Below are 26,331 nucleotides of genomic sequence, written 5' to 3' on the forward strand. Positions count from 1 at the left end.
CGGTGGAAGGGCGGGTAGGGGACAGCCCCGCAGGGCCCCCAGCCGCGGGCAGAGGCGGCGCGCTCAGGCGAAGGCGAGTTCCGCGCGGCGGACCGCGGGGGCCGAGGTTCCCACTATCGCGCCGGCCATGCTCACCGCCGCCCCCGCCAGGAACACCGGCGTCACGCCCCAGAGGTCGGCGGCGAGGCCGAAGACGGGGTAGGCCAGCGGGGCCAGGCCGACCGCCGTGAAGGCCATCACGGAGCTGACCCGCCCCAGGTACGAGGGGTCCGTGGCCGTCTGGATGAGCGCGACGGCCAGGCCGCCGCAGATCCCGCAGACCAGCCCCGTCAGCACGGCCAGCCCCACCGCTACCGGCAGGCTCGGCGCCAGCACCAGGCCGCCGATCCCGGCGGATCCGATGATCAGGGTGAGGTTCTGGACCGCCCCGGCCCGCGGGAACCTCGGGATCAGGGTCAGCACCAGCGCGCTCGACGCCGCGCCCACACCCATCCCGCCGATGATCCAGCCGACCCCGGCCGGCCCCCAGCCGCGCTCCTCGGAGACCAGGATCAGCCCCAGCGTCATCGGCGCCGACGTGCCGAGCTGGCTCAGCGCCCCCGACAGCACCAGGGGCCCGATCAGCCCGTGCCGCCGTATGTAGGCGAGTCCCGAGCGGAGCTGCTTCCAGGGGCTCTCCCCCGACGGGGAGGCAGGGGCCGTCTCCGGCGCCGCCGGCAGCGGAGCGATCCGTACCGCCACCAGCAGCACCAGCGACACCCCGAACAGTGCCGACGCCACCGCGAAGGCCGCCGCCGGCCCGCCCAGCCCCATCGCCAGCCCCGCCACCGGCGGCCCGGCGGTGTGCCCGACGCGTTCCGCGAGGCTGCGCAGCCCCTGGACCCGTACCAGTTGCCCGGGCCCCGCGATCCGCGGCGGCAGCGCGCCGACGGCCGGCATGAACAGCGCGTCGACGATGCCGAAGACCAGCGCGACGAGCACCAGGACCCACAGGCCCGGGGAGCCGAGGGCGAGGACGAGCGCCAGTCCCAGGACGACGCCGCACCGCACCGCGTCGGAGGAGATGACCACCAGCCGGGGTCCGAAGCGGTCGGCGAGCACCCCGCCGCCCAGCATGAGCAGGGCCCTCGGTATCGCGCCGACCGCCATGACCAGGCCCACCTCGGCCGGGCCGGCCGTCTGGGCGGCCGCCCAGCCGAGGGCGAGGAAGTAGACCCCGTCCCCGACCAGCGAAGCCCCGTAGGCGGCCAGCCAGCGCAGGACATTGGCGTCCCGCCAGACGTTCCCGTTCACAGCGAGCCCCCCACGGGCAGAGCGAACCTCAGCGGACCGGGTGGCCCGCTTCCCTCAGCGCGTCCTTGACCTGGCCGATGCGCAGGTCTCCGAAGTGGAACACCGACGCCGCGAGCACCGCGTCGGCGCCCGCCGCGATCGCCGGGGGGAAGTGCGCGAGCTTGCCCGCGCCGCCCGAGGCGATCACCGGGACCGTGACGTGCTTGCGCACGGCCGCGATCATCTCGGTGTCGTAGCCGTCCTTGGTGCCGTCCGCGTCCATCGAGTTCAACAGGATCTCCCCGGCGCCCAGCTCGGCCGCCCGGTGCGCCCACTCGACGGCGTCGATGCCGGCGCTCCGCCGGCCGCCGTGGGTGGTCACCTCGAAGGAACCGGAGGCGGTCCGGCGGGCGTCGACCGACAGCACCAGCACCTGCCGGCCGAACCGCTCCGCGATCTCCTGGATGAGCTCGGGCCGGGCGATGGCGGCGGTGTTGACGCCCACCTTGTCCGCGCCGGCCCGCAGCAGCTTGTCCACGTCGTCGGCGGTGCGGACGCCGCCGCCCACGGTCAGCGGGATGAAGACCTGCTCGGCGGTGCGGCGCACCACGTCGTAGGTGGTCTCCCGGTTCCCGGAGGAGGCGGTGATGTCGAGGAAGGTCAGCTCGTCGGCGCCTTCGGCGTCGTAGAGCTTGGCCATCTCGACCGGGTCTCCGGCGTCGCGCAGGTTCTGGAAGTTGACGCCCTTGACCACGCGGCCGTTGTCCACGTCCAGGCAGGGGATCACCCGTACGGAGAGGGTCATGCCGAGCCTCCCGCGACGGGGCCGAAGGCCTCGACCTCCACCTCGACGACCATGCTCGGGTCCACGAACCCGTTGACGATGATCAGCGTCGAGGCCGGGCGGATCTTGTCGAAGAGCTCGCTGTGGGCGCGGCCCACCTCGTCCACGTCACGGGCGTGCGTGAGGTAGAGCCGGGTGCGGACCACGTGCTCGGGGCCGAGCCCGGCCTGCTCCAGCGCCTTGAAGGCCACGCCGAAGGCCTTCTTGGCCTGGTCGTACGGGCCGCCCGCGTCGGCCCCGGTGCAGCCGGAGACCAGGACCAGCCCGTTGGGGAGCTGGACGGCGCGGGAGTAGCCGAGTACGTCCTCGTAGGCGCCGCCGGAGGAGATGCGTCGGACGTCGGAACTGTTCGTGGAACCGTTCTCGGAACTCATGCGGAGACCACCTTCAGGGCTTCTTCGAGCGTGAACGCCTTGGCGTAGAGGGCCTTGCCCACGATGGCGCCCTCGACGCCGGCCCCGACGAGCCCGGCCAGTGCGCGCAGGTCGTCGAGGGAGGAGATGCCGCCGGAGGCGACGACGGGCCGGTCGGTGGCGGCGCAGACGTTCTTCAGCAGCTCCAGGTTGGGGCCGGTGAGGGTGCCGTCCTTGCCGATGTCGGTGACGACGTACCGGGCGCAGCCCTCGGAGTCCAGGCGCGCGAGGGTCTCGTAGAGGTCCCCGCCCTCGCTGGTCCAGCCGCGGCCCTTGAGGGTGGTGCCGCGTACGTCGAGGCCGACGGCGATCTTGTCGCCGTGCTCGGCGATGGCCTTGGCGGCCCACTCGGGGGTCTCCAGGGCGGCGGTGCCGAGGTTCACGCGGGTGCAGCCGGTGGCCAGGGCCGCGGCGAGCGAGGCGTCGTCGCGGATGCCGCCGGACAGCTCGACCTTGATGTCCATGGCGCCGGTGATCTCGGCGACGAGCGCGCGGTTGTCACCGGTGCCGAAGGCGGCGTCCAGGTCGACCAGGTGCAGCCATTCGGCGCCGGCGGCCTGCCAGGCGAGGGCGGCCTGGAGCGGGGAGCCGTAGGAGGTCTCGCTGCCGGACACGCCGTGCACGAGGCGGACGGCCTGGCCGTCGCGGACGTCGACGGCGGGGAGCAGTTCGAGCTTCTTCGACGTCGTCATCACAGGGTCTCGATCCAGTTGGTGAGGAGCTGGGCGCCGGCGTCCCCGGACTTCTCGGGGTGGAACTGGGTGGCCCACAGGGCCCCGTTCTCCACCGCCGCGACGAACCGCTCGCCGTGCGTGGCCCAGGTGACCTTGGGGGCCTTGATCAGCGGGTTGGTGACTTCCAGCGACCAGTCGTGGGCCGCGTAGGAGTGCACGAAGTAGAAGCGGGCGTCCTCGTCGAGGCCGGCGAAGGCCTGGCTGTCGGCCGGCGCGTCCACGGTGTTCCAGCCCATGTGGGGGACGATCGGGGCCTGGAGCGGGCCGACCGTGCCGGGCCACTCGTCCAGGCCCTCGGTCTCCACGCCGTGCTCGATGCCGCGCTCGAAGAGGATCTGCATGCCGACGCAGATGCCCATGACCGGACGGCCGCCGGAGAGCCGGCGGCCGATGATCCAGTCCCCGCGCGCCTCCTTGAGCCCCTGCATGCAGGCGGAGAAGGCTCCGACGCCGGGGACGAGGAGTCCGTCGGCGTCCATGGCCTTGTCGTAGTCGCGGGTGATCTCCACGTCCGCGCCGACGCGCGCGAGGGCGCGCTCGGCGGAGCGGACGTTGCCGAAGCCGTAGTCGAAGACGACGACCTTCTTGGTGGGGGTCACGGTGCTCACTCCCAAATTCCCTGGATCCGCAGCACTCCGGCGACCAGGCACATCACGGAGCCGATGGCGAGCAGGGCGATGACCGAGGTGGGCATCTCCTGCTTCTTGAAGGAGTAGACGCCGCCGGCCAGGAACAGGCCGAGGACGATCAGGATCGTGTTGAGCCCGTTCACGCTAGAGGGCGCCCTTCGTGGAGGGCAGGATCCCGGCGGCGCGCGGGTCGAACTCGGCGGCGTAGCGCAGGGCCCGGGCCAGCGCCTTGAACTGGCACTCCACGATGTGGTGGGCGTTGCGGCCGTACGGCACGTGGATGTGCAGGGCGATCTGGGCCTGCGCGACGAAGGACTCGAAGATGTGCCGGGTCATCGTCGTGTCGTACGAGCCGATCATCGGCGCCATGTTCTCGGGCTCGGTGTGCACGAGGTACGGGCGGCCCGACAGGTCGACGGTCACCTGGGCCAGGGACTCGTCGAGCGGCACGGTGCAGTTGCCGAAGCGGTAGATGCCGACCTTGTCGCCGAGGGCCTGCTTGAAGGCGGCGCCCAGCGCCAGCGCGCTGTCCTCGATGGTGTGGTGGCTGTCGATGTGCAGGTCGCCCTCGGTCTTGACCGTGAGGTCGAAGAGGCCGTGGCGGCCGAGCTGGTCGAGCATGTGGTCGTAGAAGCCCACGCCCGTCGAGACGTCGACCTTGCCGGTGCCGTCGAGGTTTATCTCGACGAGGACCGAGGTCTCCTTCGTGGTCCGTTCGACCCGTCCGATGCGGCTCATGCGTGCTGCTCCTTCTTCAGTGCGCGAACCGCTTCCAGGAACGCGTCGTTCTCGGCCGGGGTGCCCGCGGTGACCCGCAGCCATCCCGGCACGCCGTTGTCCCGGACCAGGACGCCCTGGTCGAGGATCTTCTGCCAGGCGGTGTGGGAGTTCTCGAACCGCCCGAACTGTACGAAGTTCGAGTCGGAGTCGGTGACCTCGAAGCCGATCCCCCGCAGCTCGGTGACCAGGCGGTCGCGCTCGGCCTTGAGCTGCTCGACGTAGCCGAGCAGGGTGTCGGTGAATTCCAGGGCGGCCAGCGCGGTCGCCTGGGTGACGGCCGACAGGTGGTACGGGAGGCGTACGAGCTGTACGGCGTCGACCACGGCCGGGTGCGCGGCCAGGTAGCCCAGGCGCAGTCCGGCGGCGCCGAAGGCCTTGGACATGGTCCGGGAGACCACCAGGTTCGGGCGGCCCTCGATCAGCGGCAGCAGCGAGTCCCGGTGGCTGAACTCCACGTAGGCCTCGTCCACGACGACCAGGCTGGGCCGGGCCGCCTGCGCGGCCTCGTAGAGGGCCAGGACCGTCTCCGCCCCCACCGCGGTGCCCGTGGGGTTGTTGGGCGAGGTGATGAAGACGACGTTGGGCTCGTGCGCGGCGATCGCCTGCTCGGCGGCCTCCACGTCGATGGTGAAGTCTTCCCGGCGCGGACCGGAGATCCACTCCGTCCCGGTGCCGCGCGCGATGAGCGCGTGCATCGAGTAGGAGGGTTCGAAGCCGATCGCGGTGCGCCCGGGGCCGCCGAAGGTCTGCAGCAGCTGCTGGAGGACCTCGTTGGAGCCGTTGGCGGCCCATACGTTCTCCCGCGCGACCGGGTGCTTGCCGGTACGGGTGAGGTAGGCGGCCAGCTCGGTGCGCAGCTCGACGGCGTCCCGGTCGGGGTACCGGTTGAGGGTGCGGGCGGCCTCGGCGACCCGCTCGGCGATGCGCGCGACGAGCGCCTCGGGGAGCCCGTACGGGTTCTCGTTGGTGTTGAGCTGGACGGGCACGTCCAGCTGCGGGGCGCCGTACGGGGACTTGCCGCGCAGCTCGTCCCGGATGGGGAGGTCGTCGATGCCGATGACGTCCGTGCCGTCCGCCGGGGCCGTCGTGCCAGTGCTGTCCGTGGTGCCGGTCATGCCTGGGGAACCTTCCACCCGAAGCGCGCCTTGAGGGCCGCGCCGTGCGCGGGCAGGTCCTCGGCCTCGGCCAGGGTCACCACGTGGTGGGTGACCTCGGCGAGGGCGTCGCGCGTGTAGTCGACGATGTGGATGCCGCGCAGGAAGGACTGCACGGACAGGCCCGAGGAGTGGCAGGCGCAGCCGCCGGTGGGCAGCACGTGGTTGGAGCCGGCGCAGTAGTCGCCCAGCGAGACCGGGGACCACGGGCCGACGAAGATCGCGCCGGCGTTGCGCACGCGGGCGGCCCAGGCGGCCGCGTCGGCGGTCTGGATCTCCAGGTGCTCGGCGCCGTACGCGTCGACGACCTTGAGGCCGTCCTCCAGGCTGTCGACCAGCACGATCGCGGACTGGCGGCCGGCCAGGGCGGGCTTGATCCGGTCCTCGACGTGCTTGGTGGCCGCGACCTGCGGCTCCAGCTCCTTCTCGACGGCGGCCGCGAGCTCCGCGGAGTCCGTGACGAGGACGGCGGCGGCCAGCGGGTCGTGCTCGGCCTGGCTGATCAGGTCGGCGGCGACGTGCACCGGGTCGGCCGTGGAGTCCGCGAGGACGGCGATCTCGGTCGGGCCGGCCTCGGTGTCGATGCCGATCCTGCCGGTGAAGTAGCGCTTGGCGGCGGCGACCCAGATGTTGCCGGGGCCGGTCACCATGTTCGCCGGGGCGCACCCGTCCGGGCCGGTGGTGCCGTACGCGAACATCGCGACGGCCTGGGCGCCGCCGACCGCGTACACCTCGTCCACGCCGAGCAGCGCGCACGCGGCGAGGATCGTCGGGTGCGGCAGGCCGCCGAAGTCCGCCTGCGGCGGGGACGCGAGCGCGATGGACTCGACGCCCGCCTCCTGGGCCGGGACGACGTTCATGACGACGGAGGACGGGTACACCGAGCGGCCGCCCGGGGCGTACAGCCCCACGCGCTCCACCGGAACCCACTTCTCGGTCACCGTGCCGCCGGGGACCACCTGGGTGACGTGCTCGGACCGGCGCTGGTTGCGGTGCACGATCCGGGCGCGCCGGATCGACTCCTCCAGGGCGGCGCGGACGGCCGGGTCGAGCTGGTCGAGGGCGGTCTTCAGGGCCTCGGCGGGCACCCGGATCCGGTCGAGCTCGACCCCGTCGAACTTCCGCGCGTACTCGATCAGCGCCGCCGTTCCACGATGGTGGACGTCCTCGCAGATGGGCCGCACCTTCTCCAGGGCGGCTTCTACGTCGAACTCGGCACGGGGCAGCAGATCGCGCAGGGCGCCACCCTCGGGGAGGGTGTCGCCGCGCAGGTCGATACGAGAGATCACCTGCCAATTCTCTCAGACCGGTTCGCGCCGCCGTTCGTCCGTATCACTGGCTGATACAAGCCACGGACGTTCCCTGATGTCACAGAGGCCCTCTAGCGTGCGGGTAAGCGCGGCGGCGTCCGCGCGGACGAGCGGAGGGGGGCCGCCATGGCCGAAGCACGCCCGGACGGGGAACCGGCCGATCTCACAGGCCCCGAACGGCTCATGTGGGACGCGTACCGGACCGGCAGCGTCTGCGATCTCAGTGCCCGTTCCGCCGACCGGGACGATCCGCACGCCGACCGGGTCTGGGGCCCCGGGCGCAGCGTCCGCGCGGCGGTGGTGGCGCTGCTGCTGCTCCACGGGCCGGGCCCGGTGCCGGGCCGGGTGGCCTCGCTGAAGCTGCGGGGCGCGCGGATCACCGGCCGCCTCGACCTCTCCGGGGGCACGGTCACCCCGTACGTCGAGCTGCAGTCCTGCCGCTTCGACGGGGAGGTCCAGCTCTCGGAGGCCCGCTTCGGCACGCTGCGCCTGGTCAACTGCGCGATACCGCGGCTGGAGGCGGCCCGCCTGCACACCGAGGGCGATCTGCACCTGCCGCGCTGCCGGGTGGCGCGCGGGATCCGGCTGACCGACGCGCAGATCGGCACCGACCTGCTGATCAGCGAGGCGGTACTGCAGCGCGACGGCAAGGGGCGGGCCCTGGCCGCCGACGGGATGTCGGTCGCGCAGGACTTCCAGGGCGAGCTGCTCCAGACCTACGGGGAGCTGAGCCTGCGCGGGGCCAAGGTCGGCGTGTCGATGAACCTGCGCGGGGCCCGCCTGAGCAATCCGCACGGGCGGCGGGCGCTGAACGCCCCGCAGCTCACCGTGGAGCGCACGCTCTACCTGACCTCGATCGCGCTCGACTACACCCCGGGCGGCTCCAGCTCTTCCACTCCCCCCTACGGGCTCGGCCACACGCCCGTGCCGGGGCAGCGCGCGCAGCACTTCGAGTGCCGGGGCGGCCTGCGGCTGGACGACGGCCGCTTCGGGGACGCCGTGGACTTCTACGGGGCCCGGTTCACCCTCACGGAGGACCAGGAGGTCTCGCTGCGCCGCATCCACACCCCGGAGCTGCGGTTCGTCGGCGAGCGGCCGGAGCGCGGGCGGGTGGTGCTGTCGGGGGCGCGGGTGGTCAAGCTGGTGGACGCCTCCACGAGCTGGCCGGGACCGGGCCGGCTGGCCATCGAGGGCTTCGGCTACGAGAACCTCGCGCCCCGGGACCTCTTCCCGCCGGCCGCCCGGCTGGAGTGGGTCGAGGCGGCCACCCCCGAGTACTCACCGGAGCCGTACGAGCGGCTCGCCGCGGTCCTGCGGGCCTCCGGGGAGGACGCGGACGCCCGCGAGGTGCTGCTGGCCAAGCAGCGGCGCCGCCGGGCTACGCTTCCGCCGGCGCTGCGCGCGTGGGGGCACCTCCAGGACTGGACGGTGGTCTACGGCTACCGGCCGGGGCGGGCGGCGCTGTGGATGGCCGTGCTGTGGGCGGCCGGGGCCGTGCTCTTCGCCGTGCACGGCCAGCCGCCGGCGCTCAAGGCGGAGGAGCACCCCGACTGGAACCCGGTGCTGTTCGCCCTGGACCTGCTGCTCCCGGTGATCGACCTCGGCCAGCAGGACCAGTGGATCCTGCGGGGCGGCTGGCAGTGGGGCACGGCGGCTCTGATCATCCTGGGATGGATCCTGGCCACGACGGTCGCGGCGGGCGCCTCCCGCGTCCTGAGGCGGGGGTGACGGCAGGGCGTCCCGGGGACCAGGGCCGGGCCCGCGGCGGATCCGGCCCCGGTCCCCGGAACACCCCTCCGCCCGCGGCCACTACCCTGTGCCTCGTGACCACCGTTCGCCTGCCCCTCTTCCCGCTGAACTCGGTGCTGTTCCCGGGACTCGTCCTCCCGCTGAACATCTTCGAGGAGCGTTATCGCGCCATGATGCGCGAGCTGCTGAAGACGGGGGAGGACGAGCCCCGCCGTTTCGCGGTCGTCGCGATCCGCGACGGCCGGGAGGTCGCCCCGACCGCACCCGGCCTGCCGGACCAGACGGCCGTGCCCGAGCGCGGCCCCGCCGCCGGTTTCGGCGCGGACCCGGTCCAGGCCTTCCACCGGGTGGGCTGCATCGCGGACGCGGCCTCGATCCGCGAGCGGGAGGACGGCAGCTTCGAGGTGATGGCGACCGGCACGGTCCGGGTCCGGCTGCTGTCGGTCGACGCGTCCGGCCCGTTCCTCGTGGCGGAGCTGGAGGAGCTCCCGGAGGACCCGGGCGACGGCGCGGGCGCACTGGCGGAGGGCGTGCTGCGGGCGTTCCGCACGTACCAGAAGCGGCTGGCGGGAGCCCGCGAACGCTCCCTGACCGGCATGGACCTCCCCGACGAGCCGTCGGTGGTCTCGTACCTGGTCGCGGCGGCCGCGGTGCTGGACATCCCGGCGAAGCAGCGCCTGCTCCAGGCCCCGGACACGGCGACCCGCCTCGCGGAGGAGCTGAAGCTGCTGCGCTCCGAGACGGCCGTCATCCGCCACCTCCCCTCGCTCCCGGCCGTGGACCTCACCCGCGCCCCGACGAGCCCCAACTGACGGACGGCGCACCGATGGCGAAGAAGAAGCCGGCGGGCACTCCGGCGATCGCGGCCCTGACGGCGGCCGGCGCCGATTACACCGTCCACGCCTACGAGCACGACCCGGCCCACCCCTCCTACGGCGAGGAGGCGGCGCAGGCCCTCGGGGTCTCCCCCGCGCGGGTCTTCAAGACGCTGCTGGCGGACGTGGACGGCTCGCTGGTGGTCGCTGTGGTCCCGGTATCGGGGAGCCTCGACCTGAAGGCCCTGGCCGCCGCGGTGGGCGGCAAGCGCGCGGCAATGGCCGACCCGGCCCTGGCGGAGCGCACCACGGGCTACGTCCTGGGCGGCATCTCCCCCCTGGGCCAGCGCAAGCGCCTCCGCACGGTCCTGGACGCCTCGGCGTCCGGCTTCCCCACGATCTGCGTCTCGGCGGGCCGCCGCGGCCTGGAGGTCGAACTCGCCCCGGCCACCCTCACCGACCTGACCGCAGCCACTGCGGCCCCGATCGCCCGCGCGTAACGCCCCCGGACCGCTCCACGGCACCGCCCAGCCCCGCCGGCGCTCGCTGGGGCGAAGGGCGGCATCATCCGGCCCCGCCGGCGTTTGAGGCGCGGGGTCCGGGGCGGAGCCCCGGGGAACGGGCGAAGGGAGGGTGGGGGACTTCGCCCCGCAGGGCCCGTCCCTCCCGGCCGGGCCTACGGCCGCGGAGGCTCCGTACCGGACGGGTCCGGCGAAGGCGACGGCGACGGCCCCGGCGCCGGGGAGGCGGCGGGATCGACAGGAGCCTGGTAGTACGCCGAAGGCCACATCGCGAGCTCCGGCGCCGGCTCACGCGGCCCCCACAGGGCCGTCAGCGCCAGGTGAACCACGACCGCGGCCATCGGCCAGCCGAGCAGCGCCCCGTGCGCGAGCAGTTCCAGCGGTGCCTCGAAGGGGACTCCCTTGCCCGCCTTCCGCGCGGCCGCCACCAGGTCCGAGGACGGGCCCAGCCACAGGCCCACGCGCCAGCCGACCAGCGCGGCGAAGACCGATCCGACCGCGAGCCCGATCACCTGCGCGGCGCCCCCGCCGCGGCGCCACAGGAAGACGGCCAGCGCGCTCAGCACGCCGAACCCGGCCGACAGCAGGAGGAAGGTCCCGTCGGCCCCGATGCGCGCCTCGCTCTCGGTGTCCCGCAGGAACACCGCCTCGCCGTTGGAGACGAACTGCACGCGCGGCGCGAGCCAGACCCACAGCAGCCCGAGGAGCACGCCGGCCACGCCGACCACGAGGGCGATGGCGGCCCCGTCGCGGATGTCGGACGGGGAGAAGGCGGGCTCCGACGCGGGCGCGGCCTCGGCCGCTGTCGCAGCCGAAGTCGACTCCGACGGCGGCTGGTCGGGCTTGTCATAAGGGGTCACGGCTTCGGTCACCCCCACATCGTGCCAGGAAGTGTTTGATTTAACGATCGGCGGCGACCGGCGTCAGCGGACCGCCGCCCGCCGATAGGCCCAGGTCGCGAGGGCGAGGGACAGGACCCCCACGCCCGCGCACACGCCGAGGTCGAGGAGGACCGCCGCCCAGTCGGGGTGCGGCTCGAAGGTCCGGGCGAACGCCTCCACGCCGTACGTGGACGGCAGCAGGTCCCGCGCCCAGACGATGACGTCCGGCATCCGCTCGGGCGGCAGCACGCCCAGCAGCAGCGCCGCCGACATTCCGAGCTGTCCCGCGAGGGTGGCCAGCTCCTGCCGGGGCGCCAGCAGGCCCAGCGCCGCGCCGAGCCCGGCGAGCGCGGCCCCGGCCAGCGGAACCACGGCGGCCAGGATCCACAGTCCGCCCATGGGCAGGCCGAACAGGACGCTGCCGAAGACGGCGGTCACCAGCGTGCCGGGCAGCGTGAACGACGCGTACGCGGCGGCGGCGCCCAGCACCACGGACGCGGGCGGCACGGGCAGCGTGGCGTAGTGGTCGAGCCCGCCGCTGGCCCGGAGCTGGCCGAAGTACTGCGCGAGCAGGTTCAGCGCGACGAAGGCGACGACCAGGACCGAGGAACCGGCGACGACGGCCCGCGCCTCGGAGCCCCCGTCGACCACGCCCCGCATCAGGATCATGATCCCGACGGACTGGAAGGTGGCCACGAACAGCAACGGGATCCGCGAGACCCGCGCGCGGGACAGCTGGGCCCGGTAGACGGCGGCCAGCGCCGGGAAGAACCGGGCGCGCGGGGCCAGTGCGCCCGGGGCGGTGGCGGGTGCGGCCGTGGTGGCGGCCGCGGCCGTCGTGGCGGCGGTGGCCGTGGTGGCGGCGGTGGCGCTCACGCCTTCACCAGTCCCTTCGAGGTGCGCCCGCCCAGGGCGAGGTACACGTCCTCCAGGCTCGGCGTGGCCAGCGTGAAATCGTCGAGGGCGGCGAAGGCCGGGCCGCCGGTCACGGCGGCCACCGCCGCCCGCGCCTCGTCGGGTCCGAGCCGCAGCACCCAGCGCCGCCCGGATTCGGCGGCCGCCCCGGCGAGCGCGGCGACCTCCGGCAGCTCCAGCGGCGGCGTGGTGCGCCAGACCAGTTCGAGCCGGACCTCGCCGGAGACCTCGGCCTTGAGCCCGGCCGGGGTGTCACAGGCGATGACCCGGCCCTGGTCGATGACGGCGACCCGGTCGAGGACGGTCTCGGCCTCGATGACGTTGTGGGTGACCAGCAGCACGGTGGCCCCGGTCTCGGCGCGGCGCCGGTCGACGGCGGCCCAGACGGCCCGCCGGGCCACCGGGTCCATGCCGGTCGTGGGCTCGTCGAGCACCAGGACGGGCCGCTCCCCCACCAGTGCGGCGGCGAAGCACGCGAGGCGCCGCTGCCCGCCGGACAGCTTCTTCAGGGGGCGTCCGGCGATCCCGGTCAGGCCGAGTTCCTCCAGTACGGAGTCCCGCGCGGCCCTGGCCCCGCGCAAGCTCAGCCCGCGCAGCCGGCCGGTGGTCTCGGCGGCCAGCGAGACCGTGAGCTCGTCGAGGGCGGTGGATTCCTGGCCGAGGTAGGAGAGCAGCCGCGCCGACCGGTCGGGGTGGCGCACGAGGTCGTGGCCCAGCAGGGTGACCGAGCCGGAGTCGGGGCGCAGCAGGCCGGTGAGCTGGCGGACCAGGGTCGATTTGCCGGCGCCGTTGGGGCCGAGCAGCCCGAAGATCTCGCCGCGCCGAACGTCCAGGGAGATCCCGTCGGTGGCACGCGTCTCGGGCAGGGCCGGGGCCCCGCGCCGTCCCCGTACCGCCGGATACGTCTTGACCAGGTCTCGTACCGCGCAGACCACGTCGGGAGCCGGTCCCGCGGCCCCTGCCGTGCCCGTATCCGCCTGTGCTGTGCCCGTACTCACGAGGGAGCAGCCTACGGGGTTGCGACCCCTACTCGGCTGCCGGGGCCGCCGGGGCCACCGCGACGGGGGCCGGGGCTGCCCCGAAGGCGGCGGCCGGTCCGGCCGGCGTTCCGGCGCCGGCCACGTGTTCCGCGGCCGCCCGCACGTCGATCTCGCGCCAGAAGCCGGCCCGGATGGCGTACCGGTCGTGCTCGTCGATCTGGTCGTCCTTGTGCGCGAGGAGTCCGAACCGGGCGGCGTAGCGCAGCAGCTCGCCGTCGATCCGGTGCGGGATCCGCGGGTACATGGTGGCGAGCTTCTGCAGGTGCACGGTCTCCGGGAGCCGTTCCATCCAGCGCCGGGCGAACACCTGGCCGACCTCGAAGGGGTCGCCGCCGACGGTGGTGATGTCCTCCTCGCGGTCCGCCCAGCGCTGCTCGGCGGAGGTGAGCTGGGCGAGGGTGGGCAGCGAGGCGGTCTCGGCGGGCTCGCCGAGCGGCCCGGCGCGGTCGATCCACCCCTTGTCGGAGGACCACCGCAGGGCGCTGCCGGCCGGGCCCGCGCCGAGGGCCTGGCCGGGCCCGGGGGCGGGTGCGGCGGTGCCGGGGCCGCGCAGGGCGCCCGCGAGGTCCTTCGGGGTCGGGACGGTCTTGCCGTTGGCGGTGGTGGTCGAGGCGCCGGCCGGCCCGCCGCCCTCCTCGGGCTCCACGGGTGCGGCGGGCCGGGTTCCGTTGCCGTTGCCGCGGGCGGCCTCGGCGAGGGCGGCCTCGGGCAGCGGCGCGGAGAGGATGGCGGCGATCTCGGGGCGCGGGGCCGGGGCCGGGGCGCAGAGTCCGGTGAGGTCGCGGGCGCGGACGGCGCGGGTGATCCAGGTGCGGTCCAGGACGCGGCGTTCGTCGGCTTCGGCGACGAGGTCCTCCGACTGGTTGTAGTCCCCGTCGGCGGCCTGGACGGCCCACAGGTGGACGGCGACCCCGTGCTCCTTGGCGGACATCAGGCCGGGCAGCAGGTCCCCGTCGCCGGTGACGAGCACGACGTCCGAGCAGGCCCGGTTGCGGGCGAGTTCGGTGAGCTCGGCGTGCATGGCCGCGTCGACGCCCTTCTGGGCCCAGCGGCCGTCGCTGCGGGTCAGGGCGCCTAGCCGGACGGTGACCCGGGGCATGACGCGCAGCCGCCGGTGCTCGGGCTGGGGCACCCGGTCGGGTGCGCCGTCGAACCAGTAGATCCGCAGGAGCGGCTGCTCGGTGTCGGCTTCGGCGCGCTCGCGCAGGCCCTGGATGAGCGCCGCATGGTCGACCGTGATCCGGGAGCGGGACGGCTCTCCTGCGAGGAGGCTCGCGGCGGCGCCCAGCAGATAGCCGGCGTCCACCAGGACGACGCAGCGGTCCACGCGTACCACCCTCTTCCCTGGGGGTCCTCTGTGTCTTTCGCGGTTTCCCCGAGTCTGCCCGACGGCAACGGCCTTGACGGCCGGAACTCGATCATCGGCGTGGCGTATCTCTCAGAGTTGCCCGGCGGGGGCTCCGACTACGCGCGGTAATGATCCAAAATGCGCCGTTTACGGCCCTGTGTGAGTGTGAAGGCGGCCCTGGCCCCTAAACCCCCCACGGAGGCATCCCATGGCCAAGAACAAGAACCGCCAGCAGCCCGCCACGTCACAGGACCGCTCCGCCGCACAGGATCCGGCGAAGAGCTCCATGGAATCCTCGCCCGCGTCCTCCGCCCCGGCGGCCCCGAGTCCGCTGCAGATGGCCGGCAAGCGCAAGGAAAAGAAGTTCGGCCACAACTGACGCCTCCACCTCGTACCCCGTACGCGGGAAGGCCCGCCCCTGTCGACAGGGGCGGGCCTTCCCGCGTACGGGGTACGAGGTGGAGGTACTGGGAAACGCCGCCTAGCCGGCCAGGCAGGACGGGCCGAGCAGCACCTTGAGGTCTCCGAAGAGCGCCGGGTCGGGCTTGACCCGGTGCTTGTCGAGCCGGAGCACGGTGGTGGTGCGGGGCCCCTGGAGCTTGATCCGCACCTCGCTGTTGCCCTGGTGGTGGCGCAGGATCTCGCCGAGCCGGGTCACCATCGGCGGGGTGACCTTGACGGTCGGGATGGTGAGGACGACCGGGGCGTTGGTGCCCGCGTTGGAGAGGTCGGGGACCATCATCTCCATCGCGACCAGCCGGGGCACGTCCTCGCGCTTGTCCAGGCGGCCCTTGACGAAGACGACGGTGTCCTCGACCAGCTGGGTGGAGACGAGCTGGTAGGTCGCGGGGAAGAACATGCACTCGATGGAGCCGGCCAGGTCCTCGACGGTGGCGATGGCCCAGGCGTTGCCCTGCTTGGTCATCTTGCGCTGGAGGCCCGAGATGATGCCGCCGATGGTGACGACCGCGCCGTCGCCGTGCTCTCCGCCGGTGAGCTGGGAGATGCCGGCGTCGGTCTTGTCGGAGAGCACGTGCTCCAGGCCGAAGAGCGGGTGGTCGGAGACGTAGAGGCCGAGCATCTCGCGCTCTTGGGCGAGCAGGTAGGACTTCTCCCACTCGACGTCGGAGAACTCCACGTCGAGGCCGAAGCCCGGCTCGTCGCTCGCGTCCGCGTCACCCATTCCGCCGAAGAGGTCGAACTGTCCCTCGGCCTCCTTGCGCTTGACGGCGACCACGTTGTCGATCATCGGTTCGTGGTGGGCGACCAGGCCCTTGCGGGTGTGGCCCATCTCGTCGAAGGCGCCGGCCTTGATCAGCGACTCGACGGTGCGCTTGTTGCAGACGACGGCTTCGACCTTGTCGAGGAAGTCCGGGAAGGTCGAGTACTTCCCCTTGGCCTTCCTGCTCTTGATGATCGACTCGACGACGTTGGTGCCGACGTTGCGCACGGCGGTGAGGCCGAAGAGGATCACGTCGTCGCCCTGGGCGGCGAAGTTCGCCTCCGACTCGTTCACGTTCGGCGGGAGCACCTTGATGCCCATCCGGCGGCACTCGTTCAGGTAGATCGCGGACTTGTCCTTGTCGTCCTTGACCGAGGTGAGCAGGCCCGCCATGTACTCGGCCGGGTAGTTGGCCTTGAGGTAGGCGGTCCAGTAGGAGACCAGGCCGTAGGCGGCCGAGTGGGCCTTGTTGAAGGCGTAGCCGGCGAAGGGGACCAGGACGTCCCACAGTGCCTTGATCGCCTGGTCGCTGAAGCCCTTCTCCTTGGCTCCCGCCTCGAAGATGACGAAGTTCTTCGCCAGTTCCTCGGGCTTCTTCTTGCCCATCACGCGGCGCAGGATGTCGGCCTCGCCGAGCGAGTACCCGGCGATGATCTGGGCGGCCTTCTGCACCTGCTCCTGGTACACGATGAGGCCGTAGGTGACGCCGAGGATCTCCTTGAGCGGCTCCTCCAGCTCCGGGTGGATCGGGGTGATCTCCTGCTGCTTGTTCTTGCGCAGGGCGTAGTTCGTGTGCGAGTTCATGCCCATCGGGCCCGGCCGGTACAGGGCCGAGACGGCGGAGATGTCCTCGAAGTTGTCGGGCTTCATCAGGCGCAGCAGGGAGCGCATGGGCCCGCCGTCGAACTGGAAGACGCCGAGGGTGTCACCGCGGCCGAGCAGTTCGAAGGTCTTGGGGTCGTCGAGCGGCAGGCCCAGGAGGTCGAGGTCGATCCCCTTGTTGGCCTTCACCATCTTGACGGCGTCGTCCATGATCGTGAGGTTGCGCAGGCCCAGGAAGTCCATCTTGATCAGGCCGAGCGACTCGCACTGGGGGTAGTCCCACTGCGTGATGGTCACGCCGTCCGTGTGCCGCACCCAGACCGGGGCGTGGTCGACGATCGGCTCGCTGGACATGATCACGCCGGCGGCGTGCACGCCCATCTGGCGGACCAGGCCCTCCACACCGCGGGCGGTGTCGATGACCTTCTTCACGTCCGGCTCGTTCTCGTACATCGCCCGGATCTCGCCCGCCTCGCCGTAGCGCGGGTGCGAGGGGTCGGTGATGCCGTTGAGGTCGATGCCCTTGCCGAGGACGTCGGCGGGCATGGCCTTGGTGAGCCGGTCGCCCATGGCGTACGGGTAGCCGAGGACCCGGGCCGAGTCCTTGATGGCGTTCTTCGCCTTGATCTTTCCGTACGTGCCGATCATGGCGACCTTGTCGTCGCCGTACTTCTCGGTCACGTACCGGATCACTTCGACGCGCCTGCGCTCGTCGAAGTCGATGTCGACATCGGGCATGGAGACGCGCTCGGGGTTCAGGAACCGCTCGAAGATCAGGCCGTGGGTGATCGGGTCGAGGTCGGTGATGCCCATGGCGTAGGCGACGATCGAGCCGGCCGCGGAGCCACGGCCGGGTCCCACCGCGATGCCCTGGTTCTTGGCCCACATGATGAAGTCGGCGACGACGAGGAAGTAGCCCGGGAACCCCATCTGGATGATGACGTCCAGCTCGTACTCGGCCTGCTTCTGCCGGTCCTCGGGGACCCCTCCCGGGTAGCGGCGGGCCATGCCGCGCCGCACTTCCTCCTTGAACCAGGTGATCTCGGTGTAGCCCTCTTCGGGGATCTCGAACTTCGGCATGAGGTTCTTGGCCTCGAACATGCCGGTGGTGTCGATCTGCTCGGCCACCAGGAGGGTGTTGCGGCACCCCTCCTGCCAGGCGTCCGAGGAGTCGACCGCGTACATCTCCTCCGTGGACTTCAGGTAGTAGCCGGTGCCGTCGAAGCGGAAGCGGTCCGGGTCGGAGAGGTTCTTGCCGGTCTGGATGCACAGCAGGGCGTCGTGCGCGGCCGACTCGTGCGCGTACGTGTAGTGCGAGTCGTTGGTGACCAGCGGCGGGATGCCGAGCTTCTTGCCGACCTCCAGGAGCCCGTCGCGGACCCGGCGCTCGATCTCGATGCCGTGGTCCATCAGCTCCAGGAAGTAGCGGTCCTTGCCGAAGATGTCCTGGTACTCGGAGGCGGCCTTCAGGGCCTCGTCGAACTGTCCGAGGCGCAGTCGGGTCTGGAGCTCGCCGGACGGGCAGCCGGTCGAGGCGATCAGGCCCTCGGACCACTGGCTGATGGTCTCCTTGTCCATGCGCGGCCACTTCGTGAGCCAGCCCTCGGCGTACGCGTCGGAGGACAGCCGGAAGAGGTTGTGCAGGCCGGTGGAGTTCGCCGCCCAGATCGTCTTGTGCGTGTATCCGCCGGAACCGGAGACGTCGTCGCGCTTCTGGTGCGGCTGTCCCCACTGGATGCGCCGCTTGTTGCGCCGGGACTCCGGGGCGACGTACGCCTCGATGCCGATGATCGGCGTGACGCCGGCCTTCTTCGCCGTGTGGAAGAAGTCGTACGCCCCGTGCAGGTTGCCGTGGTCGGACATGGCGATGTGCGTCATGCCCATCTCGTTGCACGCGTTGAACATGTCCTTCAGCCGCGCGGCACCGTCCAGCAGGGAGTACTGGGTGTGGACGTGCAGGTGCGTGAACGGCGTCTTGGTCACGGTGGGGGCCTCCGGGCGGGAGAGAGGGGGCGGCAGCTATGAATCCTACGTGGCTCCGGTGACAGTTCCCGGGCACCGACGGGTACCTTCGTCCGTTGCAGACCCAAGGACGCTTGTCCGATATGCGATCCACCCCGCGCCACCTGGAGGCACCCGCCATGGCGGTTCCCGAGACGACCGACGAGCAGCGCGCCGAGCAGATACTCGACGTGTTCGACATCGCCTTCGGCGAGCTGATCGCCGCCGACCCCGCGGCCTTCCGGGTCAAGTTCCGCAAGATGGCGGCCTCGGCCTTCGCCTTCTACCGCGGCACCGCCTGCCTCTTCTACGCCGACCTGGAGCGCGAGCGGCACGGCGGCCCGTACCTGGACGAGCGCACCGGCCGGGTGTGGATCCACGGCGATCTGCACGCCGAGAACTTCGGCACCTACATGGACGCGAACGGCCGGCTGGTCTTCAACGTCAACGACTTCGACGAGGCCTACGTAGGCCCCTTCACCTGGGACCTGAAGCGGTTCTCCGCCTCCGTCGCCCTGCTCGGCTACACCAAGGCGCTCAGCGACGACCAGATCAGCGAGCTGGTACGGATCTACGCGGCCGCCTACCGCGAGCGCATCCACGCGCTGGCCGCCGGGGCCAAGCACGAGGAGCTGCCCTCCTTCACCCTGGACACCGCCGACGGCCCGCTGCTGGAGGCCCTGCGCGCCGCCCGCCGCCGGACCCGCTTCTCGCTCCTCGACTCGATGACCGAGATCCGCGAGTTCGAGCGCCGCTTCTCCCCCGGCCCCGGGACCATCGAGCTGGACGCGGCCACCCGGTACAAGGTGCTCGCCGCCTTCGACGGGTACCTGGAGACCCTGCCCGACGAGTCCCTGGTCCGCCCGGACTCCTACCGGGTCAAGGACGTGGTCGGCCGCCGGGGCATCGGGATCGGCTCGGCGGGCCTGCCCTCGTACAACATCCTGCTGGAGGGGCACAGCGACGCCCTGGAGAACGACGTCGTGATCTACCTCAAGCAGGCGCAGACCCCGGCCGTGTCCCGGCACGTCACCGACCGGTCGGTGCGCGAGTACTTCCACCACGAGGGGCACCGGACCGTGATCTCCCAGCGGGCCCTGCAGGCGCACGCCGACCCGTGGCTCGGCTGGACCGAGCTGGACGGGTCCGGGCAGCTGGTCGCGGAGGTCTCCCCGTACGCGGTGGACCTGGACTGGTCGGACCTGGACGACCCGGAGGAGATCGCGGCCGTGGTCGCCGACCTGGGCCGGGCGACCGCGACCATGCACGGCGCGGCGGACGAGCAGGAGAGCGGCCAGACGCTGGTCCCGTTCTCCACCGAGCGGGCCATCGACGCGGCCATCGCCGCCGACGAGGAGGGCTTCGCGAACCTGCTGGTGGACTTCGCGCACGCCTACGGCGCCCGGGCCCGCGCCGACCACCAGATCTTCGTCGACCTCTTCCGCAACGGCCGGATCCTGGCTTAGGGGGTCCTCCGGCCCGCCCCCACAGGGACTCGTGGCACACTCGCGACGATGGACATATCCGGGGTGGGTCTCCGAGGGCTGCGGGCCGCGCTGTTCAGCGCGGTCGTCGTGCTGCTCTCGACCGGCTCGCACGTCCTGATGTCCCGGGTCCCGCTGCCTCCCGCCCTGGTGGGAGGGGCTTTCGCCGTGGTGTTCGCGATCGCCTTCGCCCTGGCCGGGCGCGAGCGGGGCCTCGGCCGCATCGCCGGGCTGCTCGTCCCCCTGGAGCTGGCCGCCGACACCGTCCTGACCTCCGCCCAGCACCTGTGCTACGGCCCCGCGGGCGGCCCCGTCTCGGGTCCGCTGCGCGCCCTGGGGCTGGCCGACTTCTGCGGGGGCCGCCCGGTGGGCGGGGCGCTGGCCGAGGTGGGCGGGCCCGCCGACCCGGCCGCGCTGCTGGCCGCGCCCGGACCGTGGGCGCCCTGGCTGCTGCTGGGGGCGCACGTATCGGTCGGGCTGCTCGCCTCCCTGTGGCTGCACCGCGGGGAGCGGGCGCTCGGCCGGCTGCTGCGCGCGGCGTCCGCCTGTGCCTTCCGGCCGCTGCGGATGGCCTCGGCCCGCGCGGCGCGGGCCCACGCTCCGGTGCGGAGGTCGCCGCGGGCGGCGCTGCCGGGCACGGCGGCCCGTACCCGCTTCCCGGCGCACTCCGTGGGACGGCGGGGACCTCCTCGCGCGCACGGCGCGTTCGCTCGCGCCTGACGCACGAGGCCTGTCCCCCCTTCCAGCCGGCTCCACCGCGGAGCCACACCCCGACGGAGAGAACGATGAGCGCACGCAACAGCCAGGCGAACAAGGCCGCGGCCCGCGAGAGGCTGCGCATCGAGCGCGAGCAGCAGGCCAAGAAGGCCAAGGTCCGCCGGCAGGTGTTCGTGGCGGGCGGCGTCGTGGCCGCCCTCGCCCTGGCCGGCGGCGTCGGCTACGCCGTCGTGCAGGCCGGCAAGCCGAGCGCCTGGGAGAAGGCCGCCGACGCTCCGCTGGTCGCGCCGAAGAACACCTCGGGCGAGAACGGCACGACGGTGGTCATCGGCAAGGCCGACGCCAAGAAGACCCTGGAGCTGTACGAGGACGCCCGCTGCCCGGTCTGCGCGAGCTTCGAGCAGGCGGTCGGCCCGCAGCTCAAGACGGACCTCGACGCCGGCAAGTACAAGATCCAGTACATCGGCGCCACCTTCCTGGACAACGGCTTCCCCGGCAGCGGCTCGAAGAACGCCCTGAGCGCGCTGGGCGCGGCCCTCAACGTCAGCCCCGAGGCGTTCCTGGAGTACAAGACGGCCCTCTACTCCGCGGCGAACCACCCGGAGGAGAAGGACGACAAGTTCGCCAAGGATTCCTTCCTGCTGACCGTCGCGGACCAGGTCCCGGCCCTCAAGGGCAACGCCGAGTTCAAGAAGGCGCTCGACGACGGCACCTACGACCGGTGGGCGCTGGAGATGTCCAAGACCTTCGACAAGAGCGGTGTGAAGGGCACGCCGACCCTGCAGATGGACGGCAAGAAGATCGACCCGCTGCCGCAGACGCCCGAGGCGTTCACGGCGGCGATCGACAAGGCCATCGCCGGCTGACCCTCCCCCTCGCAGCACCCCGACGGACGGGCGAACTCCCAGAGTTCGCCCGTCCGTTGCGTTGACGGGGCTGGCACCGATCGAATACCGGTCGGTAATATGATCATCCGTGACCAGTCAACTCTCCCCTTCCGCACCGGAATCGGCGACTCCGCCGACTCCCCGCCGCCGTACGGTCGTCCTGGCCGCGGCGGCCACGGCGGCACTCGTCCCCATCGCCGCACTGGGCGCCGAGACCGCCCACGCCGCCGGCGCCGCCGACGACGCGCCCTCCTTCCCGCACGGCGTCGCCTCGGGCGACCCGCTCCCCGACGGGGTCCTGTTGTGGACCCGCGTCACCCCGACCGCCGGGGCCGTACCGGGCTCCGGCGCGGGCCCGGCCATCGCGGTGGGCTGGGAAGTCGCCGAGGACAAGGCCTTCTCCCGGATCGTCGCGAGCGGCACCGTCACCGCGAGCGCGGCCTCCGACCACACCGTCAAGGCCGACGTACGCGGCCTGCGGCCGCAGACGGCCTACTGGTACCGGTTCACCGCCGGGGCCACCGTCTCCCCGGCCGGGCGCACCCGCACCGCCCCCGCCGCCGCCACCGCGCCCGCCGGGGTCCGCTTCGGCGTGGTCTCCTGCGCCAACTGGGAGTCCGGCTACTTCTCCGCGTACCGCCACCTGGCCGCGCGGGCCGACCTGGACGCGGTCCTGCACCTGGGCGACTACATCTACGAGTACCAGAGCGGCGGCTACCCCGAGGCGAAGTACGCCGTACGGCAGCACGAACCGCTGCACGAGATCCTCACCCTGGCCGACTACCGCACCCGGCACGGGAAGTACAAGACCGACCCCGACCTGCAGGCCCTGCACCAGGCCCACCCGGTCATCGCGATCTGGGACGACCACGAGATCGCCAACGACACCTGGTCCGGCGGGGCCGAGAACCACGACCCCGCCACCGAGGGCTCCTTCGCGGCCCGCGCGGCCGCCGCCCGGCAGGCGTACTTCGAGTGGATGCCGGTCCGCACCTCCACCGAGGGCACCGTCTACCGCCGGCTGCGCTTCGGCACCCTCGCCGACCTGCACCTGCTGGACCTGCGCACCTTCCGCTCGCAGCAGGCGGGCATAGGCAGCGGGGCGGTGGACGCCCCGGAGCGCACCCTCACCGGGCGCGCCCAGCTGGACTGGCTGAAGGCCGGGCTGGCCGGCTCGCAGGCCACCTGGAAGCTGGTCGGCACCTCGGTGATGATCTCGCCGGTGGCCTTCGGCTCGCTGCCGGCGCACCTGCTGGAGCCCCTCGGCGAACTGCTCGGCCTGCCCGCCGGGGGCCTCGCGATCAACGTGGACCAGTGGGACGGGTACACGGACGACCGCCGGGAGCTGCTCGGGCACCTGACGGACCGTTCCGTCCGCAACACCGTCTTCCTGACCGGCGACATCCACATGGCCTGGGCGAACGACGTCCCGGTGACGGCGGCCACCTACCCGTGGTCGCCGTCGGCGGGCGTGGAGTTCGTGGTGACGTCGGTGACCTCCGACAACATCGACGACCTGCTGCACGTGCCGGCCGACACGGCCTCCCTGGTCGCCGAAACGGCGATCAAGGCCGCCAACCGGCACGTGAAATGGCTGGACATGGACGCCCACGGCTACGGCGTGCTGGACGTGACGGCCGAGCGTTCCCAGATGGACTACTACGTCGTCTCGGACAAGCGGCGCCAGGACGCCACGGCCGCCTGGGCACGCTCGTACCGCACGCTGAACGGGACCCAGAAGGTCGAGCGGGCGGACCAGCCGGTGCGCTGACGCTCCGTCGGATTTCCCGTCCGGAGGGGCGCTTGGCGTAGACCAGGCGCCCCTTTGACATCAGAAGCAACAAATCTTTTACGTAGACCACTTGACCTGTTTATGACATGCGCACGTAAGATTCCCGCCAGCTGAGGAGATCCCTCCTGCTCTACCCCCCACTTCGCGAGGAGCACACGTGCGCGCTCTTGCCCGCATATCCCCCCTTCTTCGCCGCCGCCTGATGGGTACCGCCGTACTCGTCGGCACCCTGGCCTTCACCCCGCTCGCGGCCCCCACCACGGTCGCCGCCGCCAAGACCGGCGCCGAGGTGTGCGAGGAGGACGTGCACGAACACGCCGCGGCCAACGCCCGCGTGGCGCGCCCGAAGGACCAGCACGCGGCCGAGCCGAACGAGGTCACCGAGGCCCAGACCAAGGCCATGGACGCCGACCTCAAGGCGAAGCTCGACAAGATCTCGAAGGAGCAGCGCAGCCTGCGCGCCGCCGAGGCCGCCACGAGCATCCCCGTGTACTTCCACGTCATCCACTCCGGCACCACCGGAAAGCTGACGTCCACGGCCATCAACCAGCAGATGGCCGTTCTCAACTCGGCCTTCGCCGGCCAGGGCACCGGAAACGTCGACAGCACCTACCAGTTCACCCTGGCGGGCACCACGTACACGGACAACGCGAGCTGGTACAACCTGGCTTCCGGCTCCACGGCCGAGAAGGCCATGAAGAGCACCCTGCGCCAGGGCGGTCCGAACGCCCTCAACTTCTACACCGCCAACCTCTCCGGCGGGCTGCTGGGCTGGGCCACCTTCCCCAGCTCCTACGCCTCCCAGCCGTCGATGGACGGCGTGGTCGTCCTCGACACCTCGCTGCCGGGCGGCACCGCCGCCAACTACAACGAGGGCGACACCGCGACCCACGAGGTCGGCCACTGGATGGGCCTCTACCACACCTTCCAGGGCGGCTGCAACGGAAGCGGTGACTCCGTCTCGGACACTCCGGCCGAGAAGAGCGCGGCCTACCAGTGCCCGACGGGCCGTGACACCTGCGCCAGCAAGGCGGGCGTCGACCCGATCCACAACTTCATGGACTACACGTACGACGCCTGCATGTACCAGTTCACCGCGGGCCAGGTGGCCCGCATGAAGAGCATGTGGACGGCCTACCGCGCCTGACGCTCCGGCGATCTGACGCACTCATGACGATGGGGCCCCGCACGCGCGGGGCCCCATCGCCGTGTTCCGGCTGAAGACCGTCCTGCCGACCGGCCTGCTGACCGTCCTGATGACCGTCCTGATGACCGGCCAGACGACCGTTCTAAAGACCGTCGAGGAAGGCCAGGGCGACCGCCCAGGCCTGCTCCGCGGCCTCGGCGTCGTAGTCGTCCAGCCCCGGGTCCGTGAACAGGTGCCCGGCCCCCGGATAGCCGTGGACCTCCACGTCCGCCCCGGCCTTGCGCATCCGCAGGTACCAGGCCGTCAGCCAGTCGTGCGGCTCGAAGGGGTCCGGGTCGGCGATGTGCAGCTGCACCGGCAGCTCGTCGACGTAGACGCCCTCCTCCAGGTCGGCCGTCCCGTGCAGGAGCAGCAGCCCGCGCGCCTTCTCGTCGGCGAGCGCCAGGTGCTGGGCGATCGAACCGCCGAAGGAGAAGCCGGCGTAGACGAGCCCCTGGTCGGAGTAGGGGGCGGAGGCCAGTACCGCCCGCTTGAGCAGCTCGTCACGGCCGATCTCGTCCTGGTGGGCCATGCCCTCCTCGACGGTCTCGAAGGTGCGTCCCTCGAAGAGGTCGGGCACCTGGACCTGGTGTCCGGCCGCGCGCAGCCGGTCGGCCGCCTCCCGCACGGCGGGCCGCAGCCCGTAGGTCGAATGGAAAAGCATGATGTTCATGCCCCCATCGTGCCAGTTTCGGCGGACCCCCTCCGGTTACGTTGGCCTGCATGGACACGGACTCCCTCCTGCGCCCGATCGCGGCCGTCGCCGGCACCCTGGCCATCACCCTGCTCGCGGGCTGGCTGCTGGACCTGCTGCTCCGCCGCGCCGACGCCCGGCACAGCGAGACCCCGCTGTGGGGGCTGCTGCGCCGCTGCCGCCCGCCGTTCCTGGTGGTCCTGGCCGCCTCCCTGCTCCAGGCCGTGCGCCGGCGCGCGGACGGACCCGGGCACGTCCTGACCCTGGTCCTGATCGCCGCCGCCGCGTGGCTGCTGATCCGCATCACGACGGCGATCGTGGACTCCACTTACGCCCGCTACGCGGCCGACGCCTCCGACCAGGCCAGGGTCCGCCGGGTGCGCACCCAGGTCACACTGATCCAGCGGGTGGTCACGGCGGTGGTGGTCGTGGTGGCCCTCGGCGCGATGCTCCTGACGTTCCCCGAGATGCGGACGGTAGGCGCCTCGATGCTGGCCTCGGCGGGCGTACTGGGCATCGTGGCGGGCATCGCGGCGCAGGCCGCCCTCGGCAACCTGTTCGCCGGACTCCAGATCGCCTTCGGCGACACCGTACGGATCGGCGACACGGTGGTCGTGGACAAGGAGTGGGGCACGGTGGAGGAGATCACCCTCACCTTCCTCACCGTCCGCACCTGGGACGAGCGCCGGATCACGATGCCGGTGGCGTACTTCACGAGCAAGCCCTACGAGAACTGGTCGCGCGGTGGCGCGCAGATGACGGGCACCGTGTTCTGGCACCTGGACCACAGCGCGCCGGTGGACCTGATGCGCGAGGAACTCCAGCGGATCCTGGAAGACATCCCGGAATGGGACTGCCGCACCGGCTCCCTGGCCGTCACCGACACCACCCCGCACACCATCCAGGTCCGCGCGGTGGTCACGGCGAAGGACGGCGACGCCGTCTGGACGGTCCGCTGCGCGGTCCGCGAACGCCTGATCGACTGGCTGGTCACCCACCACCCGTACGCCCTCCCGCGCATCGCCACATCGGAGGCGATCCCACCACCACGCCCCTGACCCGCGGACAACCCAGCCCGCCGAAGCTCCAGCCCCGCGGTAGGGGACTTCGCCCCGCAGGGC

Annotated in this window: 25 protein-coding genes; 10 read left to right on the plus strand and 15 right to left on the minus strand. The window is 72.2% G+C overall.

Annotation, left to right across the window (positions count from 1 at the left end; translation table 11 throughout):
• Positions 1 to 63 precede the first annotated feature (63 nt).
• The 9 genes from AC6CKD_RS10005 to hisD are packed head-to-tail and all read right to left on the minus strand — an operon-like array spanning position 64 to position 7,115.
• The gene (locus AC6CKD_RS10005) at positions 64 to 1,293 is read right to left on the minus strand and encodes an MFS transporter (protein WP_498326590.1); all 1,230 of its coding nucleotides are present in this window, start codon (positions 1,291 to 1,293) and stop codon (positions 64 to 66) included.
• A gap of 28 nt (positions 1,294 to 1,321) precedes the next feature.
• A complete protein-coding gene (gene hisF / locus AC6CKD_RS10010; protein ID WP_498326591.1) occupies positions 1,322 to 2,077 on the minus strand; it encodes an imidazole glycerol phosphate synthase subunit HisF in 756 nt (251 codons plus the stop codon).
• Positions 2,074 to 2,490: a RidA family protein gene (locus AC6CKD_RS10015; protein WP_498326592.1), complete on the minus strand. Its 417-nt coding sequence runs from the start codon at positions 2,488 to 2,490 to the stop codon at positions 2,074 to 2,076. The genes hisF and AC6CKD_RS10015 overlap by 4 nt, the downstream gene beginning before the upstream one ends.
• Positions 2,487 to 3,221 carry a bifunctional 1-(5-phosphoribosyl)-5-((5-phosphoribosylamino)methylideneamino)imidazole-4-carboxamide isomerase/phosphoribosylanthranilate isomerase PriA gene (gene priA, locus AC6CKD_RS10020; protein ID WP_385370929.1) on the minus strand — a complete coding sequence of 245 codons (735 nt, stop codon included), beginning with the start codon at positions 3,219 to 3,221 and terminating at the stop codon, positions 2,487 to 2,489. The genes AC6CKD_RS10015 and priA overlap by 4 nt, the downstream gene beginning before the upstream one ends.
• Positions 3,221 to 3,862 carry an imidazole glycerol phosphate synthase subunit HisH gene (hisH, locus tag AC6CKD_RS10025; protein ID WP_498326947.1) on the minus strand — a complete coding sequence of 214 codons (642 nt, stop codon included), beginning with the start codon at positions 3,860 to 3,862 and terminating at the stop codon, positions 3,221 to 3,223. Before hisH ends, priA begins: the two co-directional genes overlap by 1 nt.
• Before the next feature lie 5 nt (positions 3,863 to 3,867).
• A complete protein-coding gene (locus AC6CKD_RS10030) occupies positions 3,868 to 4,035 on the minus strand; it encodes a CG2302 family histidine operon protein (RefSeq protein WP_243330269.1) in 168 nt (55 codons plus the stop codon).
• Between the two features lies 1 nt (position 4,036).
• Positions 4,037 to 4,630 (minus strand): imidazoleglycerol-phosphate dehydratase HisB, encoded by a 594-nt coding sequence (gene hisB, locus AC6CKD_RS10035; RefSeq protein ID WP_215035049.1) that lies wholly within the window; start codon positions 4,628 to 4,630, stop codon positions 4,037 to 4,039.
• The gene (locus AC6CKD_RS10040) at positions 4,627 to 5,787 is read right to left on the minus strand and encodes a histidinol-phosphate transaminase (RefSeq protein WP_498326594.1); all 1,161 of its coding nucleotides are present in this window, start codon (positions 5,785 to 5,787) and stop codon (positions 4,627 to 4,629) included. The genes hisB and AC6CKD_RS10040 overlap by 4 nt, the downstream gene beginning before the upstream one ends.
• On the minus strand, positions 5,784 to 7,115 hold the full coding sequence (gene hisD / locus AC6CKD_RS10045; RefSeq protein WP_498326595.1) for a histidinol dehydrogenase: 1,332 nt from the start codon (positions 7,113 to 7,115) through the stop codon (positions 5,784 to 5,786). The genes AC6CKD_RS10040 and hisD overlap by 4 nt, the downstream gene beginning before the upstream one ends.
• A 147-nt stretch (positions 7,116 to 7,262) precedes the next feature.
• Here hisD and AC6CKD_RS10050 point away from each other — a divergent pair, with 147 nt between their 5' ends.
• The 3 genes from AC6CKD_RS10050 to ybaK all read left to right on the plus strand — a co-directional run bounded on the left by AC6CKD_RS10050 (position 7,263) and on the right by ybaK (position 10,200).
• The gene (locus tag AC6CKD_RS10050; RefSeq protein WP_498326596.1) at positions 7,263 to 8,864 is read left to right on the plus strand and encodes an oxidoreductase; all 1,602 of its coding nucleotides are present in this window, start codon (positions 7,263 to 7,265) and stop codon (positions 8,862 to 8,864) included.
• A 95-nt stretch (positions 8,865 to 8,959) separates the two neighbouring features.
• Positions 8,960 to 9,697 carry an LON peptidase substrate-binding domain-containing protein gene (locus tag AC6CKD_RS10055; RefSeq protein ID WP_498326597.1) on the plus strand — a complete coding sequence of 246 codons (738 nt, stop codon included), beginning with the start codon at positions 8,960 to 8,962 and terminating at the stop codon, positions 9,695 to 9,697.
• Between the two features lie 14 nt (positions 9,698 to 9,711).
• A complete protein-coding gene (gene ybaK, locus AC6CKD_RS10060; protein WP_498326598.1) occupies positions 9,712 to 10,200 on the plus strand; it encodes a Cys-tRNA(Pro) deacylase in 489 nt (162 codons plus the stop codon).
• A 176-nt stretch (positions 10,201 to 10,376) separates the two neighbouring features.
• Here ybaK and AC6CKD_RS10065 read toward each other — a convergent pair whose 3' ends face one another.
• From AC6CKD_RS10065 to AC6CKD_RS10080, 4 genes are read right to left on the minus strand one after another with little or no spacing between them, the layout of a single operon-like run.
• Positions 10,377 to 11,093, minus strand: coding sequence for a hypothetical protein (locus tag AC6CKD_RS10065; protein ID WP_498326599.1), 717 nt, complete (start codon positions 11,091 to 11,093; stop codon positions 10,377 to 10,379).
• 51 nt (positions 11,094 to 11,144) lie between these two features.
• On the minus strand, positions 11,145 to 11,978 hold the full coding sequence (locus AC6CKD_RS10070; RefSeq protein WP_498326600.1) for an ABC transporter permease: 834 nt from the start codon (positions 11,976 to 11,978) through the stop codon (positions 11,145 to 11,147).
• Positions 11,975 to 13,015 (minus strand): ABC transporter ATP-binding protein, encoded by a 1,041-nt coding sequence (locus AC6CKD_RS10075; RefSeq protein ID WP_498326602.1) that lies wholly within the window; start codon positions 13,013 to 13,015, stop codon positions 11,975 to 11,977. Before AC6CKD_RS10075 ends, AC6CKD_RS10070 begins: the two co-directional genes overlap by 4 nt.
• Before the next feature lie 28 nt (positions 13,016 to 13,043).
• Entirely contained in the window at positions 13,044 to 14,384 is a 1,341-nt protein-coding gene (locus AC6CKD_RS10080; protein WP_498326603.1) for an NYN domain-containing protein, read from the minus strand.
• A gap of 229 nt (positions 14,385 to 14,613) precedes the next feature.
• On the opposite strand from AC6CKD_RS10080, the gene AC6CKD_RS10085 reads away from it, so the two are divergent.
• Positions 14,614 to 14,784, plus strand: coding sequence for a hypothetical protein (locus tag AC6CKD_RS10085; protein ID WP_498326604.1), 171 nt, complete (start codon positions 14,614 to 14,616; stop codon positions 14,782 to 14,784).
• 102 nt (positions 14,785 to 14,886) lie between these two features.
• Here AC6CKD_RS10085 and dnaE read toward each other — a convergent pair whose 3' ends face one another.
• Positions 14,887 to 18,432 carry a DNA polymerase III subunit alpha gene (dnaE, locus tag AC6CKD_RS10090; protein ID WP_498326606.1) on the minus strand — a complete coding sequence of 1,182 codons (3,546 nt, stop codon included), beginning with the start codon at positions 18,430 to 18,432 and terminating at the stop codon, positions 14,887 to 14,889.
• A 158-nt stretch (positions 18,433 to 18,590) separates the two neighbouring features.
• On the opposite strand from dnaE, the gene AC6CKD_RS10095 reads away from it, so the two are divergent.
• From AC6CKD_RS10095 to AC6CKD_RS10115, 5 genes are all read left to right on the plus strand, one after another.
• Positions 18,591 to 19,916, plus strand: a complete 1,326-nt coding sequence (locus AC6CKD_RS10095) for a DUF2252 domain-containing protein (protein ID WP_498326949.1) — start codon at positions 18,591 to 18,593, stop codon at positions 19,914 to 19,916.
• A 48-nt stretch (positions 19,917 to 19,964) separates the two neighbouring features.
• Entirely contained in the window at positions 19,965 to 20,654 is a 690-nt protein-coding gene (locus tag AC6CKD_RS10100; RefSeq protein ID WP_498326607.1) for a hypothetical protein, read from the plus strand.
• A gap of 65 nt (positions 20,655 to 20,719) precedes the next feature.
• On the plus strand, positions 20,720 to 21,517 hold the full coding sequence (locus AC6CKD_RS10105; RefSeq protein WP_498326608.1) for a DsbA family protein: 798 nt from the start codon (positions 20,720 to 20,722) through the stop codon (positions 21,515 to 21,517).
• Positions 21,518 to 21,626: 109 nt separating this feature from the next.
• Positions 21,627 to 23,309 (plus strand): alkaline phosphatase D family protein, encoded by a 1,683-nt coding sequence (locus tag AC6CKD_RS10110; RefSeq protein ID WP_498326609.1) that lies wholly within the window; start codon positions 21,627 to 21,629, stop codon positions 23,307 to 23,309.
• 223 nt (positions 23,310 to 23,532) lie between these two features.
• Positions 23,533 to 24,477 carry a zinc metalloprotease gene (locus AC6CKD_RS10115; RefSeq protein ID WP_498326950.1) on the plus strand — a complete coding sequence of 315 codons (945 nt, stop codon included), beginning with the start codon at positions 23,533 to 23,535 and terminating at the stop codon, positions 24,475 to 24,477.
• A 142-nt stretch (positions 24,478 to 24,619) separates the two neighbouring features.
• Here AC6CKD_RS10115 and AC6CKD_RS10120 read toward each other — a convergent pair whose 3' ends face one another.
• Complete coding sequence (locus AC6CKD_RS10120; protein WP_498326610.1) at positions 24,620 to 25,189, minus strand: dienelactone hydrolase family protein; 570 nt, start codon at positions 25,187 to 25,189, stop codon at positions 24,620 to 24,622.
• A 50-nt stretch (positions 25,190 to 25,239) separates the two neighbouring features.
• On the opposite strand from AC6CKD_RS10120, the gene AC6CKD_RS10125 reads away from it, so the two are divergent.
• Positions 25,240 to 26,268 (plus strand): mechanosensitive ion channel family protein, encoded by a 1,029-nt coding sequence (locus AC6CKD_RS10125; protein ID WP_498326612.1) that lies wholly within the window; start codon positions 25,240 to 25,242, stop codon positions 26,266 to 26,268.
• Positions 26,269 to 26,331 lie beyond the last annotated feature (63 nt).

It is taken from the genome of Streptomyces sp. GQ60 (assembly GCF_059758875.1).

Excerpts from the sequence above, each read along its gene's own strand:
- AC6CKD_RS10050 (WP_498326596.1), top strand. The coding sequence starts at position 7,263 with ATGGCCGAAGCACGCCCGGACGGGGAACCGGCCGATCTCACAGGCCCC.
- AC6CKD_RS10015 (WP_498326592.1), bottom strand. The coding sequence starts at position 2,490 with ATGAGTTCCGAGAACGGTTCCACGAACAGTTCCGACGTCCGACGCATC.
- AC6CKD_RS10095 (WP_498326949.1), top strand. The coding sequence starts at position 18,591 with ATGGCGGTTCCCGAGACGACCGACGAGCAGCGCGCCGAGCAGATACTC.
- priA (WP_385370929.1), bottom strand. The coding sequence starts at position 3,221 with ATGACGACGTCGAAGAAGCTCGAACTGCTCCCCGCCGTCGACGTCCGC.
- AC6CKD_RS10040 (WP_498326594.1), bottom strand. The coding sequence starts at position 5,787 with ATGACCGGCACCACGGACAGCACTGGCACGACGGCCCCGGCGGACGGC.
- ybaK (WP_498326598.1), top strand. The coding sequence starts at position 9,712 with ATGGCGAAGAAGAAGCCGGCGGGCACTCCGGCGATCGCGGCCCTGACG.
- AC6CKD_RS10115 (WP_498326950.1), top strand. The coding sequence starts at position 23,533 with ATGGGTACCGCCGTACTCGTCGGCACCCTGGCCTTCACCCCGCTCGCG.
- AC6CKD_RS10085 (WP_498326604.1), top strand. The coding sequence starts at position 14,614 with ATGGCCAAGAACAAGAACCGCCAGCAGCCCGCCACGTCACAGGACCGC.
- hisB (WP_215035049.1), bottom strand. The coding sequence starts at position 4,630 with ATGAGCCGCATCGGACGGGTCGAACGGACCACGAAGGAGACCTCGGTC.
- AC6CKD_RS10120 (WP_498326610.1), bottom strand. The coding sequence starts at position 25,189 with ATGAACATCATGCTTTTCCATTCGACCTACGGGCTGCGGCCCGCCGTG.
- AC6CKD_RS10100 (WP_498326607.1), top strand. The coding sequence starts at position 19,965 with ATGGACATATCCGGGGTGGGTCTCCGAGGGCTGCGGGCCGCGCTGTTC.
- hisF (WP_498326591.1), bottom strand. The coding sequence starts at position 2,077 with ATGACCCTCTCCGTACGGGTGATCCCCTGCCTGGACGTGGACAACGGC.
- AC6CKD_RS10125 (WP_498326612.1), top strand. The coding sequence starts at position 25,240 with ATGGACACGGACTCCCTCCTGCGCCCGATCGCGGCCGTCGCCGGCACC.
- AC6CKD_RS10105 (WP_498326608.1), top strand. The coding sequence starts at position 20,720 with ATGAGCGCACGCAACAGCCAGGCGAACAAGGCCGCGGCCCGCGAGAGG.